Consider the following 19,179-nt stretch of genomic DNA (forward strand, 5'->3'; position numbering starts at 1 on the left):
GAAGAAATAATTCAATTATCATAAGCCAAACTCGCCACCCAAAATGAGCCGATTAAGGTAACCACCGTCAGTGACTTAGTTAAAAATATTATTGTTATTACCCCCCTCTTTCTTGATAAGGTTATAAGTTTATCAATAAAATATCGGGTGGATACATAACAATTATTTCGATACTTTTAACTTAACATTATATTTATAAAAAACTTAGTGAAAATAAAGTCAGTTAAAACTAAACATATCAAAATGCCTTTAAATAATCATTGCTATCAGCAATTTTTTATTACGACTACTTGGATATTTATGGATCTAGTTTTGCCAATTCTGATGACCATATTTCTTGGAATTCATGCTCATAAGTTTTTATTTCTCCATATTGAGAAACCGGAATGATAAAAGCTAAAGCAACGGCTGCCACAAAAATAATGATAAAACAGGTCATCAAAATATTTTCGTTAGCCGGAATTAAAGCAATCAAAGTAAACAGTAACGAAATGATACTTATAAGATAAACAACCGGTAAAATAAATAGTTCAATTTTTTGATTTGAAGGCTGCATATTTTTATCATACAACTGCATTATATGAATCTCATCACCACACTGCGCTACCACCATTTGCCCTTTTTGACCTTGATTTACGGCTTCGGCAGCAAGCGATAACGTCAACCATGCGTGGCTATCATCTAAAACACCTAAGTTATCATCCAAATGATAAAGCTTATTCGGTTCAATAATGATCTCACTATTATTATCTAAAAATGTTCCTTTTAGAATATTCAATGCAGAAGAAGGTAAATGCGCTGCCCATAATTGTCGAACTTGCTTTTTATCAACTTGCTCAGCTTTAATTAGATACTCAATATCGTCACTTAAATCCGTTAATTTGGTTGTAAGAGGACGAAATACTCTTAATTTTGAAAGTTTTGACGCTTTATATTCATTTGAAAACAATAAAGCGCAACAATATTCACTAAAAGGTAAACTATTTTTGACATCAAACATCAAATTAATAATCAATGTTGTTTGATTATCATATTCATCTACCCATTCATTAATCATTTTTGGCGAAGGGATTTGATCTGATGCACTGATATTTGAATCACGAATACTGATATTATTTGAATGACAAAAATTAATCAAATTAGTCATAGCTAAATCTGAATTGTTTAATGTATTCAATTGCACTTTTATATTTGAAAATTGATTAATTTTCTTTTTCATTGGAATCAGTATTTTTTCAAATACATAAAAAAAGGCTGAACTATTCAAATTATGCAAAGTCGAAATGGGAACTTGTTTTTCTGGGTTCATTGGTTGACTACCTTCTAAACCCATAATTTTCAAGCCTAGATTCTCAATATCGGTAAGATATTGTGAATCAACTAACCAAATTGATTGACGAGTCCAATTTTGCCACTGTTCGTGTTTACTTTCGATTTTTTTATTAAAAAAAAGTACGTAAAGTAATTTATGATGATAAATATTATACACTATCCCTGTTATCGACAAACCAAAACATAGTGGTGCAATAACAAAATATAAGCAACTTAACCCTAGACTAGGTAATATGTTTTCAGCATTGATAAGTATTACAACAAAAGCAAAAATAGCAATACTTACCACAAAAACTAATAAATATAAAAAGATAGAAAAGTTTTTAGGCAATGCTTTTTCGGGTATATTAGGAAATTTCCACTGCATTATTCGCTCCCTGCTACGGGTAAAGTTGAGATTAAAGAACAACCACAAGCAGTTTTACAACCATTCACAGCTACATTGCGATCAAACATTTTCCAAGTAGGATGGCCTTCAACAATATTATTCACCCCATGACCTTTTTTGGGACACGAAACTTGATCACCAACTAAAGCAACCGGTTTTCCCTCAAATTTAGCGCCTGACGCACTAATGACATTTCCACCATGTGAATGGGGATCACCCAAGCGAATCACACCTTTCATAATATTAATAACTCCTTTTTTTATATATTTTTACTTTTCTGCCCCAACAACACAGCGAATCTTATCCCAGCCTTGGTAAGGTTCGGGGTGAATGCTTCGCGCAGCTTGCACCCGTTCTATATAGTTAGGTTTGTGATATATTTCCCAGTATTTTCCAAAAAATTGCATACCTTTAAAATTAGGATCTTTTTGCTGGATAAGGCTTGGATCAATACCTTTAACAGAGTGAAAGGCTTGTTCAAACGTTCTAAGCGCTTCATGATCATAATATACGGTTTCTCCAAAAAGCACATCGCCATTGTTTAATATAAAATAACCGGTATTGCCCGGAATGGCGATAGTATTCATAAATCCATTTGGATCACTCTTTCTTACATCTTTAAATGTTACATTAAGTGGACTATCATCCACACCAATAAAACGCTCGACCCTTTCTGATGGAACTGCAGCATAGCTTGTGACTTCACCAATACGAAACGTTCGCCCTTGATCTAACGAATACAAAACAAATGACATATCATTTGCCGGAATAGCAATATATTTTTTGCCCGGATTGTAATAGTGAAACGTTGGCAATTGTGTTTTGGTGAAAAACGGAATATTGATTCGGGTATGAATATTGTTAGCATCATCGTGATACCACATTAACCCTTCACAGTTTTCACCTTGTAACTCTAAATAGCGGTGCTCGTCGTAACGATAAACCACCTGACGCTTTTGGCTTAAATAATAATATGTTGCCTTTTCATAATGAGTTATGGTTCTGGTTGTGATTTTATTAGGTAAGTCATACATATATGGGTAGACAATTTCATATCCTTCTCGTGGCTCAGCCATTGGAATATCTAACCCCACTTTTTCAACCTGATCGGGTCGAGAACTTCCAACCAAATAAACTGACAACCAGATTATTGCCGGCACTAAAACCAGCAGCAAAAATAGCCCTTTTAATTTATGATGCATGCGTTACCTCGTCATGACTTAATCCTATTACCGCTCGCAACTTGTTTTGCCATTGATGAAACGGTTTAAAGCGACTTTGGATTATTACCTCTTGCTTTAGACTTGGGTCACACTGCCAACGGTCCCAGCCTGTATATTGATCTGGCATTTTGGGCAGGCTTGCAGGCGGATTGTCCCAGCGGGGACCCATATAACGGGTATGCCGATCTAAAATAGCTTGGTTGGTTGGCGATAATAAATCATAGCCAGTGCTTGTACCATAAGGCTGTGGTGAGCGGTATATGCCTCTGTTTTTATCCAATACAAATATTTGATTATTCAGCACCACTATTTGTTCAACCGTATCAACCATTGGGCGGTAATACCCCTTCACCTTATCCGAAGTATGAAAATGCGTGGTTCGAAAAGTACGCCCGCCGTCACGGGAATAGTCAATCCCTGAATAATCTCTTAAAGGGACAAAAATATAATCTTCGGGCATATGGCTAAACGGTTCGGTTAGTGCTCGGGCTGAATGTAGCGCTAATTCCGAGTAAATCTGTTTTTGTTCGTCAATATAATATAACCGCCCTTGACACCCTAAGCCGGTCAGCTGCAACGAACGGTAGTTGTCAAATTTAAACACTATTTGGGTGGGCGCTCCTAAAACCGTGCGGTCTTGACCCGGTATCGGCATTAATGCCAAAAAACAGATTAGAAAAGCGCAATAGCTAATCGCCATTAACCCTCGCTTTTTTTGGACGTAACTGTAAATGACTAACCCTGTTGTCACAAAAAGATAACAAAATGCTAACATATTACTTTTCCGCCCCAACAACACAGCGAATCTTATCCCAGCCTTGGTAAGGTTCGGGGTGGATGCTTCGCGCGGCTTGCACCCGTTCTAAATAATTGGGGTTGTGATATATTTCCCAGTATGCTCCAAATGGTTGCATACCTAAAAAATTAGGATTTTTTTGCTGGATAAGGCTTGGATCAATATCATTTAATGAATGAAATGACTGCTGATTTTTTGTTCCAAACTTGTCATTATCATAAAATACGGTTTCCCCAAACAGTACATTACCATTTTTTAATATAAAATAACCGGTATTGCCCGGAATGGCGATAGTATTCATAAATCCATTTGGATCACTCTTTCTTACATCTTCAAATGTTACATTAAGTGGACTATCATCCACACCAATAAAACGCTCGACTTTTTCTGCCGGCACTGCGGCATAGCTTGTGACTTCACCAATGTGAAACGTTCGCCCTTGATCTAACGAAAACAGAACAAATGACATATCATTCGCCGGAATAGCAATATATTTCTTGCCCGGATTGTAATAGTGAAACGTTGGCAATTGTGTTTTGGTGAAAAACGGAATATTGATTCGGGTATGAATATTGTTAGCGTCATCGTGATACCACATTAACCCTTCACAGTTTTCACCTTGTAACTCTAAATAGCGGTGTTCGTCGTAACGATAAACCACCTGACGTTTTTGGCTTAAATAATAATATGTTGCCTTTTCGTAATGAGTTATGGTTCTTGTTGTGATTTTATTAGGTAAGTCATACATATATGGGTAGACGATTTCATACCCTTCCCGTGGCTCAGCCATTGGAATATCTAACCCCACTTTTTGAACCTGATCGGGTCGAGCATTCCCAACCCAATAAACTGACAACCAGATTATTGCCGGCACCACAACCAGCAGCAAAAATAGCCCTTTTAATTTATGATTCATGCGTTACCTCGTCATGACTTAATCCTATTATCGCTCGCAACTTGTTTTGCCATTGATGAAACGGTTTAAAGCGACTTTGGATTATCACCTCTTGCTTTAGACTTGGGTCACACCGCCAACGGTCCCAGCCCGTGTACTGGTCTGGCATTGTTGGCAGGCTTGCAGGCGGATTGTCCCAGCGGGGGCCCATATAGCGATCATAACCTTCTAAAATGGCTTGGTTGATTGGCGATAATAAATCATAAGCAATTCTTGTACCATAAGGCTGTGGTGAGCGGTATATGCCTCTGTTTTTATCCAATACAAATATTTGATTATTCAGCACCACTATTTGTTCAACCGTATCAACCATTGGGCGGTAATACCCCTTTACCTTATCCGAAGTTTCAAAATGCGTAGTTCGAAAAGTACGCCCGCCGTCACGGGAGTAGTCAATCCCTGAATAATCATCTAAAGGCACAAATATATAATCTTCGGGCATATGGCTAAACGGTTCGGTTAGTGCTTGAGCTGAATGTAGCGCTAATTCCGAGTAAATCTGTTTTTGTTCGTCAATATAATATAACCGCCCTTGACACCCTAAGCCGGTCAGCTGCAACGAACGGTAGTTGTCAAATTTAAATACCATCTGGGTGGGCGCCCCGAAAACCGTGCGATCTTGACCAGGTATCGGCATTAATGCCAAAAAACAGATTAGAAAAGCGCAATAGCTAATCGCCATTAACCCTCGCTTTTTTTGGACGTAACTGTAAATGACTAACCCTGTTGTCACAAAAAGATAACAAAATGCTAACATTTAAGGCTCCTTAATATCGGGATCGGGTAATGGCCATTGTGGCTTTTCGCTTAATTTTCGATATTTTTCTTTCATTAGTTCTTGTATTGCAATTTCTCGGCTAGAAGGATCATGATAAAAACTATTATCTACTAAATCATCGCCAATTGGCATGTGTTTGCTTGGATAATTCATCGCTTCTTTTATAGGTTTTGGCAAGATGCCATAACGACTATATAAGACTGTTTCCGTATCGTTATTTTCGGGGTGGCGCCAATCGGCTATAGCACGCCATTCAAAAAGAAGCCGCTGGTCTTGCGGGGTAATGCCGTTCACCACGCCAAGGGCTAGATCGTAAGCCATAATTTTTGCCGGTGCTTCTTTGCTGTTGGTGATGCCTGAATGGTGGCTACTTTTATCCTCTTCACTGTCCACTAGATCACGAATGGCATCCTTTAATTGTTGATTTGATAGATAATAATAAATTCGAATTTGGTCTTTATCTTTTCCCATATCGTTATTACCAATATACCTAAAGCATTTTATCCCTCGATCCGATAGTTTCAAATCATCATTAAGTTTTTTTAATAAAACCGGATCGGTAATGATTGGTTGCCCCAATAGATCAATCGGGTTAGATGGCGGTATATAACTTGGTCGGGGTACGGTTACATTGATTGTCCCTTGTTTTAGTTTTTCTATTTTTTGAGGATTTTTATTATAGATATCCCCATAATGTATGGCACGGCTCAGTTTAGTTTTATCACCGGGCTGATCAACTTGATAAATCATGGTTTCGGGCACTTCTTCACCATTGATAATCCGCTCTGTGAGGATAAAAGGTGCTGTTTGAATGTCACCAGTGGAATAGTTATCACATTGTGCCGTTGCAAATTTCAACATTTTTATCAATGCATCGACATAATTATAGGGTCTGATTTTTAAACTTGGATTATCACGTAATAGCTCGTCCGGACTTGAGCACATTGCACCCTGTTTTTTCATTTTACTAGACGATACCTTATTATAGGTTTGTTCTGGGTGGCTTTTTGCCATTTCGGCAAAAGTCGGGCGATATACCACTCTCACTTTACGACCGTATTTAGTATATATACCATTTTCGATTGTCCCTTCTAATTTGCTGAATAACGGTTCTTGCTTAAGTTTTTGCAACTGTTCAGGAAGTAATGCGACTGCATTCGCTATTTTTTCTTCACGGACAGTAAAATACGTAACTCGTTGTTTATAATCCTCAAAACTGATATAGTCCGGGTAATCTTGCTCATCAATAGTCATGCTCACTAAAGGAATAATAAAATTTGGATTGATCGGATTGTTACCGGCAATAACTTTATGAGAAAACACTCGCTGCCTTAAATTTTCATGGCACGCTTTAATGATATGGTCAGGAATCCCTTGCCACCCCATCCCTTGCACATTCCATAACGAAACCACGTGATCATTGGGACTAAAATAGTGATACACTTTGCCAAAGTTATCGCGATAAAACATCTCCTCGTCTTTGCCCAAGCGATCATACTGTTTTTCGCTACCGTCCGCTTGAATATATTTTTCATCAGGGTTAACGGTGGTATTAATAATGTAGTTTTCTTTTAGTATTTCAGGAGTAACTTTTTTAATTCTCAATTTTTGTAGATCTTTAATTTTTTTTACAAAGTTGATAAATGTTTTTTCGCGACTTTGTGCAGTTTGAATACCCATATAGAGATCTTTCGATAACACTTCAGCATACGACGGGTCAAAGGCATAGGGTGAGTGTGCCAAAATTACGCAATCAGCAGGCAAAACATTGTCTTGAGCTAATAAAAAAGTTGCCAACATAGTAATAATAGTGCCTTGACTGTGCGCCACAATGTTAATCGGAATATCTTGCCCTTTGGTATCCTTCCTAATTTTTTTAATCAAATTTGCTAACCGGTAAGCTGCAAAAGCAAAATAGATACGATGCGGGTTATCGTAGCTTTTTGAACCTTCAGGGGTAACTATTTTTCCGCCAAAGGCAAGTAAACCTGACATGCCTGGTCCATACATATCGGGGATCGAGGTGGTCGCATTGGCAAACGGCCCCCCATTGCGGTGATAACCATAATCGATCCAATTGAAAAAATTATCGCTATTGAGTTTATCAACCTCAAGGGTACCGGTATCTAATTTAAATTCCCGATCTAGCCAATAACTGCTGTAGGGTAATTCTGGATCAATCACCGACGGATCTTTAAGTCTTTTTTCATAAGCGCGTTGATCTTCGTCATACTTTTGTTTATCGACCGGACGATACCCCCAAAAAAAGGGAATAACTGGGGAGTAGTGACTTTTGGTTATTGCTATTCTTGGTGCAAAGTTGTCACTTTCCTCTTGAATCGTCGCCCATTTATTGGGAATTAAATCACAACGACCTAATCGCTTATTTAATCCTTCACAGATACCTTGATCCTGATTTTCAAATGCTTCACCAATATCATTTACCCCGTGGATTAAAATAACGATACAAGGTAGTGGTGCTGATACATCAACGTTACAGGTTAACATTGCATCGGTCGAATTTGATGGAACGCCACTCACCTTTTCAACTGAATGAAGTACTTTATCTGAGTCTGTTTTATTCGACATTCATCATTCCTTTGTTAATATTTCAATTTTTAAATCATCTAATTCAGTCATCGGTAATTGTTCGGTGTTACCACTTTCATCCGTCATGCCTTCTTGTGTACTACCGTCACTAAAATGAATTCGGTAAGGATGATTTTTAAGTACTTGAGTGGGTGATCCATTTACACGTAACTTAAATTTACGCCCAAAATCGCCTTTTTGAAAAGAAGGTGTAACTTCTTTTATACTTTCCGCCCCAGAATAGGACAATAGTGCGGTTTTTTGTAAAATACTGGTTGGTGCAATTAACTCAATGGTCCCATCTTTAATGCGTATGCCTGCCCCACCACTGAGTAGTAATAATTCTTTATTGGCATTGATCGTGACTTTGCCATCGGTACTGGTTATAAACATATTTTTTTGGGATATTACTTCCATTTCGTCAGATTGTGCTTGAATTTGAATGCGACCCGATGCCGCAATCAGTTTGATCCCTAATTTTTGTGCGAATATCGACACCATTTCGCCAGCTGCCATGGATAATTTTTTTAAAATATTGACGCTGGCATTTTTACCTGCTGTGACAATAATATTTTCACTGGCTGAACTTTGAATACTTTTTGGTGATGTTTGGGCAATCCCTTTTTCACCGTGAATGACGACCGTTGATTCTTGTAGTTGATTAGTTGCGCTAAGCAGTGTTTGTTGTTCGTTAATGTCAGCCGGTTCAGCACCACTTAATTTGCCACATTCAATCAAGGTGTAAGAAATTTCTAAAGATTTTTCTACCTGTTGGATTGATTGTTTCATATCAAGTTGTTGACCTTCAGCCTTTTCTTGCGATATGGTGCTGATATAGACCCCTTTAGCAGCACGCATTGCCCCCCATTCATCAGTGCGTAACTCAAAGCCTTCACCACGTTTATGTTTTTCGCTATCCACTAAATGACCAATGTTGAGCTGCGTTTTACCGTACTCAGTGGCAAGCTTGATATGTTCTTGCCCACGTTTGTCATCCATGCGCAGTTTGTTGTTCGCTGGTGTACGAATTACATTGCGGTGTTTGTTGATTGTGGTGACATGGTCGGGGTGCGTGCTGTCATGCATAGCATGGGCAATATAAGGTCTGTCCGGGTTACCATTAGTAAATGCAACCGCCACTTCTGTACCGTCTATTAACGGAAAATGAAAGCCGTACGTATTACCCGAATAAGGTTTTGCCAGTCTTACCCATAAACTTTCTTCGCCTTTTTTCCAATTTTTTAAATCAAAATTGAATTTAATACGATAGCGCCCTTTTGTATCGATATAACCATAAGTATCATCATCCGGACTGGTTACCCGTGCCGGTAAAGTACCGCTAACTTGTGGCCAAGGAAGTGGCAAAGGACGATAAGGTTTTAATACATCATATGGAATGGCAGTAAAATGGGTTTCGTAAGAGTCTGTTCGATTACCATGACTTTCGGTAGAAAGAATGATAATACCTTCTTTTATATCATAAATCGGACATTCTTCAATAATAAGACGTTGACCCGGCACCAGTTGATAATCATTACATTTACCATAGATAATGAATTGTTCTGATATATAGTGTTGGTGACGTATGTGCGCATACCATTGCCCGCTTTCAACGGTTTGTTTATCACCCAATACTTTATAATGCTCTTCATAACGGTAGTCATCGCCATGGGTTGTGATATCTTTAGGCTGGCTATTGGTTGAGCCATGTAGTTGACTGTTTGCCATGCGATAGTTGTAGTCGTTAACACTAACTTGCTTAGGTTTGGTTTTAGTACTAAATTGTAAGTCCCATATGCTATGACGTTGATTATCCGTTAGTCCACTCGGCTGTTTGATTATAATACTGCCGGCATCTTCCAGTCCTTGTTCATAATCACTCATCACGATAACATCACAATGGTGCTTAGGATGCGTTTCGAAATAGAACCAAATCCCGACATCGGCAAGTAATCTTTGTATAAACGCTAAATCGGACTCTTGCCATTGGGTGATAAATTCACGAGCCGGATAGGTTTCGTTTAATTCAAAACGAAAATCAATTCCTGTAAAACCATGATTTCGTAATACTTCTTCAACCACATCAACAACACTTGTGTTTTGATAAATTGCACTTTGGTGATGGTTGGCTAATAAGGCTATCCTTGGCACTAATGTAACGCAATAATGCGCTTCGTCTTTACTCATTGAAACAAGGCTGAACTCTGTGATAACACCGTAAATTGTTCTTGATTTATCAAGCTTATCAAGGGAACTGATTTGAGTTAACTTTAAAGGTAATTGACGAGGATGAAAAGTAAGCGATGCGGTTTGATTAAGTATCGAATCAATGGATATATGCTTATTTGGACTGGTAAAATGAATTGCATATTGCCATGGTTGATTTAATTCTTCTTTACCTTCAAGTGATAATATTGATATTGTTGTGAGTAAATCTACACCATCAATTGAAAGGGAATAATTATTTTGCGCTGAATGTCCAGTTAATAAGTTTCCTGCTAAAGAAGACAAACTGTCTATCAACTGCTCCTTTGTTTTCATAACCTTGTTCCCTTATATTCTATTGATTAACATTAATAACAAAATTCTGCATTTATTTTCATTATATTATCATAAAATTTACATAATAATACTTACAAAATACATTTTTTTGAGATATGTCACAAAGATATTTAAATACGAGCTTAATCAAGAAAACATCCATTTAAATAGTATGGGGAATCAAGGGGAAATAATAATTTTATTTTTTGTCACAATGACACGATACACGATTCAACTTTCTAACAATCTTTTATTTTAAGCTGATAAACTTTACCTGTATTTGGGGTTGGTCACTTTACACAACGCAATTAAGTCTTGGTTTATCCCTGTGTATACAGGGAACATTTTTTTAAGTCATCGTATATATTACTAATACAAATCCCTGGTTTATCCCTATGTATATAGGGAACACTCCGCTTTTGCTATGTCCTGCTCCAGCGAATCCGGTTTATTATAGGGAACACATCAACAGCGCTTTTTAAATTTATAACAAACACTTTCATCAATTAACAATTCTCAATCACAATTTGCAATATCAATAATTGTTAACTATATGATTAATTCAATTAATTGACAATAACCTGTAACTAATAATTTTGTATAACTTATTATAAACGATCGTTATTTGTTGCCAGATATTACAAAATCGACGTCCGCGTTACACGCGTCCAGATATTTAAAAATTGTTTTTATATTGGCATGATCTGGGTTGTTTTCAATTCTACTGATATTTGACGGCGACACGTCTAACTGTGCAGCCAAATCGGTTTGTGTAAACCCCGCGCGTTCACGCGCGTTAATCAGAAATGCCCTCAATTTCCACGTTTTTTGGGATTCGCGATACGCGGCTAGGGCTGTGGGGTTTGCTAAAACCCTATTTTTGAGTTCCTCGAATGTTGTGCTATGTTTTTTTCTAGTGGTCATTTTCAATCATCTCCTGTAGTCGGGTTCTAGCTATTTTTAGAGCATTAGCAGGCGTTTTATTCGTTTTTTTGACAAACGCGGATCCCTATGTTTATAGGGAACAGCTATATAGCAAAGCCGATACGCCGACCAAAAACGGTTTATCCCTATGTATATAGGGAACACATTCTTAATTCTCTTGGTTCTACTAACGGTATCGGTTTATCCCTATGTGTATAGGGAACACTACCACTGTAAAAACATTTGTTCGCATGCGAACGGTTTATCCCTATGTGTATAGGGAACACGCTCCCATCCGGTAAATTCCTGACACGAAAAACCGGTTTATCCCTATGTGTATAGGGAACACGCGAAAAAAAAATACCTAAGCGGCAACGTTTAACGGTTTATCCCTATGTGTATAGGGAACACAAAGTTCTCGCCAATTTCGGACAGGGCGGAACCGGTTTATCCCTATGTGTATAGGGAACACAGATATACCTCTTACTGATGCAGTATATTTACCGGTTTATCCCTATGTGTATAGGGAACACCGTTTAAATATATGTTGTACGCGATCCCCGCTCGGTTTATCCCTATGTGTATAGGGAACACTTATAATTTCTCTCAAATTCATTATTTAGCTCCGGTTTATCCCTATGTGTATAGGGAACACAATGTATGATTATTTCTCTACTCATAGAGAGCCGGTTTATCCCTATGTGTATAGGGAACACGCCACCGGTAGGGGTGAGGGGTTTAGAAACACCGGTTTATCCCTATGTGTATAGGGAACACGAATACGCCGACAATCTGGAGAGGAGATTAAACGGTTTATCCCTATGTGTATAGGGAACACAGCAATGCAAGATTAAGCAAAGGCGGAGCGCCCGGTTTATCCCTATGTGTATAGGGAACACTATCTAAATAAAATTCAGGCATACCATAATCGCGGTTTATCCCTATGTGTATAGGGAACACGATATTGGCAACTATTTCGACCGTGCAGAATACGGTTTATCCCTATGTGTATAGGGAACACTTATTATAACTTATTGTTTATTAATTAAAATAGAGAGGTGTAAAATTCTACCGATTTTTTTGATTCTTTTTTGAGCAATTAAGAGTTGAGCAATAACAGATTAAATTTATAATTTAATCAAACTGTTAAATATGATTTATAAGGGACTTTTTACGATACACGTTCTTGTAATTTTTTTGTCTACCAACCAATTTGGAATCATCATATGTCTGTAATCGATTGGTTAAAGGTTAATAATAAATTACCGTGCATCATACATCTTTGTATTATTTAATCTTATTGGTCTTTCCGTACATATTTGATATCAATTCATTTGTTGATATCATTTAAGTGAAAAATATCGTTTAGTTTTGTTTAATATTTTATTATTCTACATAATATTGGTGTAACGTTTATTATTGAATTGCGTAAAACATGTAACTGGCATAGAAAAAAAGCCCTAAAAGGGCTTTTTTATGGTTTTGGTAATGTAAATTTTTTGACCCCATCCTTCGCTTTAGTCTGTGCAATTGTCATAATTTCGATGAAATCTGCTTGATTTTTTTCAAAATCCTCAGCTGTTTTAAATTTCTCTAATGTATTTGGTTTTTGCTTATCAAATTCCCACATTGCTAAATAAACAGCCTCAAGTTTATTTGATGGTTTATCATTTATATCTAATTTATCTAGATCGCTCATTACTGAGTTGAGGAACTTATCGAAATAACTATCAGCGGTTACGCAACTTTTCAACGAAGGAAATATGACATTATTTTTAGAGCCAAGACAAATCATATCAAGCTTAGTTCCTTTATTGATATTCATGGCATCATCTTTATTTTTTAATTCAAGCGAAACATATTCAAATTGATTTTTTCCATTTGCTACTACATAAGGATCGCCTGTCAAACTGGTTTTTACTCCTGATGCAACTGTTTTAATATTAACCAAATTTTTATCATATTTTTTTTCATAAACATATTGGTTATCACCATATTCTTTAATTAGCTGTGCAGCATTAACCGTTGGCATTGCATCCATAAAACCTGATTTTCCATTCGCTCTGAATACTTCTATATCATCTTCTATTAAAAATTCAATGATCCTTTTTGCATTTTCATTTGCTGAGACATTAAAACCAATACAAGCAAGGATGGCGCTAAAAACTACTTTTTTCATGTGATATTTCCTGTAACTTAAAATTTATAATGAGCATAACTTAACAAATTAAATATAACTTTTCAATTTTTTCAATAATATAATTTGTATTTACCATATCAGTTAACATCACACAAGTCATCGTAATGATCTGTTGTTTCAATTGTTTAGTCACCGTTTTATTGGTTTGGGTTGGGTTGCTTGCTTGACCTATAGTGTAAAATAAAAAAACTATAGCCGGCAGATTTAGTTCACCCTAGGTTAGGTTGGATAGATAACTATATTTGGTGGTTTATCCCTGTTTATACAAAGAACATTTATTTTATAAAAAATAATAAGTGTCGCTATAACCTTATAAAAGTTTATATATAAGGAAGAAAATAAAAACCCACTAAGGGGCTTTTATTTTAATGATTTTTATTTACGTTAAATTAAATTTTTAACCTTAGGTTACGTTTAATTCCAGACGTTTTCCCAGAGCAAAGAGCGCTTTGCTGATGGTATCAATTTTTGTTGAATGCCCTAAGTTAACAATCCGCTGAACTTCTTGTGGTCTTACGTGGATCCTCTTAGCTAATTCAGCATTAGATATGTTTTGTTCAATCATTTCATTTAACAACAATACTTTAGCAAAAAGACTAACTGGTAAATCAATTAAATATTCACCTTTTTTTTGCTTGCTGGGTAATGGGACTTTTCGATGATCTTCAAAGTAAAAGTCAATGCTTGTAATTAATGCATCTCGTGCCATTTTCAAAGCATCGTTTAAGTCATCACCACAGGTTATTGCTTCTGGTATATCTCTAAATGTTACTGTATACATATCCCCTTCATTGGTTAATGTTGCAGGATATAACATACCTCCTCCTTTGCTTTTAAGTTGAATTCTCTTATCAAGATAGCCCCTTTCGGGGCATCTATTAAAGATTGAGTTGCTTTCTAATCGCAATCATTGTACCTTTCGCTAATTCCTTATTTGGATGCCTTGGCATGGTTGATCGCCTTCCTTGGTAGTAAAGTTTTAGGTGATTACTACCTTGCTTTACTTCGACTCCTTGAGCAACTAGCCATCTTAAAAACTCTGCATGTTTCATAATTAATTTCGAGCTGATTTAAGATTAGACTATAGTAAACAAAAATGTTTATTTTTTCAATTAAAAGTAATCAAAAATGTTTATTTTTTTAATCTAATAAATAAACTTCGAATCGTATGTTCTCGGTTTATCCCTGTGTATAAAGGGAACACTCCCCTCAAATGGTGTTGACTTAATACCTATGCGGTTTATCCCTGTGTATACAGGGAACACATTTTTCTAAATTAGCATCATCAAATGTGACACTGGTTTATCCCTGTGTATACAGGGAACACAACAATGAATCAGTTGAAACTGACATTTTACCCGGTTTATCCCTGTGTATACAGGGAACACTCGCTAGGTATAGGTTCCGGCTCGGGCTCTGGCGGTTTATCCCTGTGTATACAGGGAACACCGAGGCGGCGCTCGTCGGGGATTGGTTCCAGACGGTTTATCCCTGTGTATACAGGGAACACCAACCGCTTAAGCGGTATTTTTATGCGTTAAACGGTTTATCCCTGTGTATACAGGGAACACATATTTTTATCCGACGTGCTTTTATAATGTCCCGGTTTATCCCTGTGTATACAGGGAACACAGCAATCTCAAGCCTACGATTTAATTAATAATCGGTTTATCCCTGTGTATACAGGGAACACTTAATAAATACACCATTCAATCACAATTCTAACGGTTTATCCCTGTGTATACAGGGAACACAATTTCCAAACCATAATTAGTTGTTTTTGGAACGGTTTATCCCTGTGTATACAGGGAACACGTGCAGCCAAATCGGTTTGTGTAAAACCCGCTCGGTTTATCCCTGTGTATACAGGGAACACTTTTGTTAATGCCAAAAATCGTCCGCTCACTGCGGTTTATCCCTGTGTATACAGGGAACACGTTAATAAATAAAAATTATAGTTTTAGCAACCCGGTTTATCCCTGTGTATACAGGGAACACTGGGCTATCTACTTGATGCAGAGGAGGATGGACGGTTTATCCCTGTGTATACAGGGAACACTTTAATTCGAAAATTTTATCAGTTGTAATGAACCACTAATAATGAAAATATAGGGATCAAATAAAAATTTGCGGGAATAAATGGGACGGATATTGGTGGAAGCTGAGATTGTAGAAATTACAAAAATAAAATGTCAAAAAAACCAAAATGAAAATAAAAACACAAACCGGCTCGAAATTTTCGTTGAGCACGATAACGCCGGTTAGCCGTTTAAATTGAATTTAAAAAACGTTTAAAAAACTCCTCCCTCTTTTATTTTTTTGATAGCACGCGTTCCAATTTTGCGATGACCCTAAATGTGGGTTCGTCTTTAGGGGTTATCGTAAACGACTGATATTGTGCGTTATCACTGATAACGTTGTACGATGCTGTCACGGGGTTGTATTGCAGTCGTTTAACCATTAATACATTGTTAAATAGAATAACGTAGATGCCGTCCAATGGTCTTTGTTGTTCGGTTTCGTTATAGACGCTAACCATGAGAGTATCACCGTTGTTGATCGTTTCTGTCATGCTGTCGTCGGTTGCTGTAAATGTTGCTAGCTGGGCGTTTGCCAACCCTTGTTGCTCCACGAAATCCTTGGCTAATATAATTCGTGCTATACCGTTCGTCTTAACGTTTAAATTACCATTATCAGCAGTTTCAACACTTAAATCGCCAACCAAAACATAATTTTCAAAAAAATTGTTGTTGACTGGTATTCTATTGTTTGTTTTGTATTCGGTTGACGACTCTCGCAGTGTATTATCAGGATCTGCATCGTAATTCTGTAATAATTCAAATTTATTAATAATATCAGACACTTCGTATTCGTATCCACCTCCTTTTATACCCTTTGCTTTTCGTTTTTGCCAATTTTCATTTCTAGCTTTTTTTGTTAAACCCTGCACTGTGTTAGGTAAATTATATTTGCCAATTAAATTTTTTGCACTCAGCCAAATTGGTTTCATGTAAACCCCTTAAATTAATCCAATGGTTTCTATTTTATTTTGTCGGTTTAAATTTAAATAAAATTAAAATAAACAATAAGATAAGTTAAACTTTAAAAATTAGAAGCAAATTTAAATTGAAACTAATTAAAATTTAACTTGAAACTTAAGATTTATGTATGCTATCTTAAATTACACCTAGAGTTTAAAGTTGTGTATTTAAGACATCTTTAACCTTACATATTTACATAAATCACAGGAGAAATAAACATGAATCAACAAGATTGGCACCCCGAGGATATCAAATGCGCATTACGTAAAAAAAGGATTACTCTAAAAAAACTTTCGATTGATGCTGGGTTGGCGCCATGCACGTTAAATAATGCACTTAGAGTATCTTACCCTAAAGCTGAGAAAATTATAGCTGGTGCACTCGGTTTGAGTCCTAGGGATATCTGGCCGTCACGTTATCAATATAAATGAGGTTAGATATGTGGATTACAGCACAGGAATTGAGTCAGGTTTCAGGTATGCCAACTACCACTCAAGGTGTTGCAAAGAAGGCACGACTAGAGGGGTGGGAAAAACGAACGGCGCAGGGTGTTAGGGGCGGTGCTTATGAATACAATCTCTTCTCGTTATCTATACACGATCAGGCTCGCGTATTGAAATCGAAAAACAAGATGTTGATCGGTGGTAATCAGATCGTGGATAGACCTAATTCAATAGAAAAAAATTATTGTGCAGAGGCATTGTGGACGCGCTGGGAACGCGTAACTGACAGGCAAAAATCCGACGCCAAAAAACGAGCTGCTGCAGTTATCGACGTCCGTCAATTGGTTGGTTCGGGAACTAAAACGACCGAGGCGATCGAGACTGTTGCCAACGCCCACGGGGAGGCTGTTGGTAGCGTGTGGCGCTGGTATTTCAGAACGAGAAAATTAGATCAGTCTGATTTGTTGCCAGCGTTAATATCCGGTCACGCAACACGTAATAATACCTCTCGACATTTTGATATGACGGCCGATGCGTGGGATTTTTTTGTGGCCAGTTATTTCAGACCCGAACGCCCTGCATTTAACACGTGTTATCAATTATTGTGCGACGTCGCCAGCGAGCGGGGTTGGAAAATCCCGTCATTATCCAGCGTTCGCCGTAAAATTGAGCGCGAAATTACGCCACAACAACGCGTACTGTGGCGTGAGGGTGAATACGCATTGATGCAATTATACCCTGCTCAGCAACGCAGTGTTGAGGAGTTGAGTGCGCTAGAGTGGATTAATGGGGACGGCTATTTGCACAACGTGTTTGTTCGCTGGCACAACGGCGAGATTTTGCGTCCTAAAACGTGGATTTGGCAGGATGTTCGCACCCGTAAAATACTGGCGTATTACTGTGACGTTTCAGAAAACAGCGATTCAATTCGATTGTCGTTGGCTGACGTTATTGAGCGGTACGGTGTTCCTAAACACATCACTATCGATAACACGCGGGCGGCAGCCAATAAATGGCTAACTGGGGGCGTGCCAAACCGCTACCGATTCCGAATTAAACCGGATGAGCCACTGGGTATCATTCCTATGTTGGGTATCCAGTTGCACTGGTCTAGCGTAATGCTGGGTCGTGGGCACGGTCAGGCTAAACCAATTGAGAGAGCATTTTCACACGGTGGGCTGGGTGAATTGGTTGATAAACACCCTCTGCTGGCTGGTGCATATACAGGTGCGAACGTACTCGAAAAACCCAGCAACTACAACAGCAAAAATGCCGTCGACGTTACCGTTTTCCTCCGCGCACTCGAACAGGGTATCGCAATGTTTAACAGCAAACCTAGTCGTAATACTGAGGTCTGTGGTGGTGTAATGTCGTTTGATGACGCGTTTAACGCGAACTATCAGTCCAGTGTGGTTAGGCGAGCCACAGCTGAACAGCGTCGACTATTGCTGCTCCCGTCCGAGGCTGTCACGGTTCGTCACGACGGCACGTTTACAATTGACGCGGGGGGTTCAATCCGTGGTGCTAAAAACCGTTATTACAACGAGCGGCTGATTGGTATCAGACCGAATAAAATCGTTGTCCGATTCGATCCTCGCAATTTGCACGAGCATGTTCTGGTTTACACGCTCGACGGGCGGTTTATCTGTGACGCCAAATGTCTGGATAGGGTTGCGTTCGGCGACACCCAGTCAGCCCGAGAACATAAACGCGAACGCACGCAATTTGTTAAACGACACAAAGAGGCGGCTAAAAATCAAAAACGTATGTCGATTTTAGAGGTTCAGGCAATGATGCCAAACGTTGAGTTGTCCGAACGCACAGAATCTGGAGCGATTGAGATTCTACAGGCAGTGAATGCGGAAACGGTGGCAGATTCTGATAACGACAATTTGGCTGACGTGATTGATTTTGAATCTGCATTCCAATTGGGACTAAAAAAACTAACAGAAATGAGCGAGGAATGATG

At 37.9% G+C, this 19,179-nt stretch carries 15 protein-coding genes and 2 CRISPR repeat arrays; of the genes, 2 read left to right on the forward strand and 13 right to left on the reverse strand.

Annotation, left to right across the window (positions count from 1 at the left end; all coding sequences use genetic code 11):
- Positions 1-298: 298 nt before the first annotated feature.
- The 13 genes from ACGH6R_RS02285 to ACGH6R_RS02345 form a co-directional block, all read right to left on the reverse strand.
- Positions 299-1,699, reverse strand: coding sequence for a hypothetical protein (locus ACGH6R_RS02285; protein ID WP_411598764.1), 1,401 nt, complete (start codon positions 1,697-1,699; stop codon positions 299-301).
- The gene (locus ACGH6R_RS02290) at positions 1,699-1,959 is read right to left on the reverse strand and encodes a PAAR domain-containing protein (protein ID WP_267380768.1); all 261 of its coding nucleotides are present in this window, start codon (positions 1,957-1,959) and stop codon (positions 1,699-1,701) included. Before ACGH6R_RS02290 ends, ACGH6R_RS02285 begins: the two co-directional genes overlap by 1 nt.
- 30 nt (positions 1,960-1,989) lie before the next feature.
- The gene (locus ACGH6R_RS02295) at positions 1,990-2,922 is read right to left on the reverse strand and encodes a hypothetical protein (protein ID WP_411598765.1); all 933 of its coding nucleotides are present in this window, start codon (positions 2,920-2,922) and stop codon (positions 1,990-1,992) included.
- A complete protein-coding gene (locus ACGH6R_RS02300) occupies positions 2,912-3,718 on the reverse strand; it encodes a hypothetical protein (protein ID WP_411598766.1) in 807 nt (268 codons plus the stop codon). The genes ACGH6R_RS02295 and ACGH6R_RS02300 overlap by 11 nt, the downstream gene beginning before the upstream one ends.
- Before the next feature lies 1 nt (position 3,719).
- Entirely contained in the window at positions 3,720-4,655 is a 936-nt protein-coding gene (locus tag ACGH6R_RS02305) for a hypothetical protein (protein WP_411598767.1), read from the reverse strand.
- The gene (locus ACGH6R_RS02310; RefSeq protein ID WP_411598768.1) at positions 4,645-5,451 is read right to left on the reverse strand and encodes a hypothetical protein; all 807 of its coding nucleotides are present in this window, start codon (positions 5,449-5,451) and stop codon (positions 4,645-4,647) included. Before ACGH6R_RS02310 ends, ACGH6R_RS02305 begins: the two co-directional genes overlap by 11 nt.
- Positions 5,452-8,061, reverse strand: coding sequence for a hypothetical protein (locus ACGH6R_RS02315; protein ID WP_411598769.1), 2,610 nt, complete (start codon positions 8,059-8,061; stop codon positions 5,452-5,454).
- A gap of 3 nt (positions 8,062-8,064) precedes the next feature.
- Positions 8,065-10,602, reverse strand: a complete 2,538-nt coding sequence (locus ACGH6R_RS02320; protein ID WP_411598770.1) for a type VI secretion system Vgr family protein — start codon at positions 10,600-10,602, stop codon at positions 8,065-8,067.
- Positions 10,603-11,223: 621 nt separating this feature from the next.
- Positions 11,224-11,526, reverse strand: a complete 303-nt coding sequence (locus ACGH6R_RS02325) for a helix-turn-helix domain-containing protein (RefSeq protein WP_065559280.1) — start codon at positions 11,524-11,526, stop codon at positions 11,224-11,226.
- A gap of 136 nt (positions 11,527-11,662) precedes the next feature.
- A CRISPR array of direct repeats spans positions 11,663-12,547; the repeat unit is 29 nt; unit sequence CGGTTTATCCCTATGTGTATAGGGAACAC.
- A gap of 453 nt (positions 12,548-13,000) precedes the next feature.
- Complete coding sequence (locus ACGH6R_RS02330; protein WP_267378289.1) at positions 13,001-13,705, reverse strand: OB-fold protein; 705 nt, start codon at positions 13,703-13,705, stop codon at positions 13,001-13,003.
- 424 nt (positions 13,706-14,129) lie between these two features.
- The gene (locus ACGH6R_RS02335; protein WP_411598771.1) at positions 14,130-14,543 is read right to left on the reverse strand and encodes a type II toxin-antitoxin system HicB family antitoxin; all 414 of its coding nucleotides are present in this window, start codon (positions 14,541-14,543) and stop codon (positions 14,130-14,132) included.
- Between the two features lie 61 nt (positions 14,544-14,604).
- Positions 14,605-14,778, reverse strand: coding sequence for a type II toxin-antitoxin system HicA family toxin (locus ACGH6R_RS02340; RefSeq protein WP_267361297.1), 174 nt, complete (start codon positions 14,776-14,778; stop codon positions 14,605-14,607).
- 123 nt (positions 14,779-14,901) lie between these two features.
- A CRISPR array of direct repeats spans positions 14,902-15,785; the repeat unit is 29 nt; unit sequence CGGTTTATCCCTGTGTATACAGGGAACAC.
- Between the two features lie 252 nt (positions 15,786-16,037).
- A complete protein-coding gene (locus ACGH6R_RS02345; RefSeq protein ID WP_411598772.1) occupies positions 16,038-16,736 on the reverse strand; it encodes a helix-turn-helix domain-containing protein in 699 nt (232 codons plus the stop codon).
- A gap of 249 nt (positions 16,737-16,985) precedes the next feature.
- On the opposite strand from ACGH6R_RS02345, the gene ACGH6R_RS02350 reads away from it, so the two are divergent.
- Both ACGH6R_RS02350 and ACGH6R_RS02355 read left to right on the forward strand, forming a co-directional pair.
- On the forward strand, positions 16,986-17,198 hold the full coding sequence (locus ACGH6R_RS02350; protein ID WP_411598773.1) for a helix-turn-helix domain-containing protein: 213 nt from the start codon (positions 16,986-16,988) through the stop codon (positions 17,196-17,198).
- A gap of 8 nt (positions 17,199-17,206) precedes the next feature.
- Positions 17,207-19,177, forward strand: coding sequence for a transposase domain-containing protein (locus ACGH6R_RS02355; protein WP_411598774.1), 1,971 nt, complete (start codon positions 17,207-17,209; stop codon positions 19,175-19,177).
- Positions 19,178-19,179: the final 2 nt, after the last annotated feature.

This window comes from Gilliamella sp. CG13 (assembly GCF_046635805.1).
Taxonomy (GTDB): Bacteria; Pseudomonadota; Gammaproteobacteria; order Enterobacterales; family Orbaceae; genus Gilliamella; species Gilliamella apicola_I.

Coding starts and splice junctions, on each gene's coding strand:
- ACGH6R_RS02330 (WP_267378289.1), bottom strand. CDS start 13,705: ATGAAAAAAGTAGTTTTTAGCGCCATCCTTGCTTGTATTGGTTTTAAT.
- ACGH6R_RS02355 (WP_411598774.1), top strand. CDS start 17,207: ATGTGGATTACAGCACAGGAATTGAGTCAGGTTTCAGGTATGCCAACT.
- ACGH6R_RS02310 (WP_411598768.1), bottom strand. CDS start 5,451: ATGTTAGCATTTTGTTATCTTTTTGTGACAACAGGGTTAGTCATTTAC.
- ACGH6R_RS02325 (WP_065559280.1), bottom strand. CDS start 11,526: ATGACCACTAGAAAAAAACATAGCACAACATTCGAGGAACTCAAAAAT.
- ACGH6R_RS02315 (WP_411598769.1), bottom strand. CDS start 8,061: ATGTCGAATAAAACAGACTCAGATAAAGTACTTCATTCAGTTGAAAAG.
- ACGH6R_RS02300 (WP_411598766.1), bottom strand. CDS start 3,718: ATGTTAGCATTTTGTTATCTTTTTGTGACAACAGGGTTAGTCATTTAC.
- ACGH6R_RS02305 (WP_411598767.1), bottom strand. CDS start 4,655: ATGAATCATAAATTAAAAGGGCTATTTTTGCTGCTGGTTGTGGTGCCG.
- ACGH6R_RS02320 (WP_411598770.1), bottom strand. CDS start 10,602: ATGAAAACAAAGGAGCAGTTGATAGACAGTTTGTCTTCTTTAGCAGGA.
- ACGH6R_RS02350 (WP_411598773.1), top strand. CDS start 16,986: ATGAATCAACAAGATTGGCACCCCGAGGATATCAAATGCGCATTACGT.
- ACGH6R_RS02340 (WP_267361297.1), bottom strand. CDS start 14,778: ATGAAACATGCAGAGTTTTTAAGATGGCTAGTTGCTCAAGGAGTCGAA.
- ACGH6R_RS02290 (WP_267380768.1), bottom strand. CDS start 1,959: ATGAAAGGTGTGATTCGCTTGGGTGATCCCCATTCACATGGTGGAAAT.
- ACGH6R_RS02285 (WP_411598764.1), bottom strand. CDS start 1,699: ATGCAGTGGAAATTTCCTAATATACCCGAAAAAGCATTGCCTAAAAAC.
- ACGH6R_RS02345 (WP_411598772.1), bottom strand. CDS start 16,736: ATGAAACCAATTTGGCTGAGTGCAAAAAATTTAATTGGCAAATATAAT.
- ACGH6R_RS02335 (WP_411598771.1), bottom strand. CDS start 14,543: ATGTTATATCCTGCAACATTAACCAATGAAGGGGATATGTATACAGTA.
- ACGH6R_RS02295 (WP_411598765.1), bottom strand. CDS start 2,922: ATGCATCATAAATTAAAAGGGCTATTTTTGCTGCTGGTTTTAGTGCCG.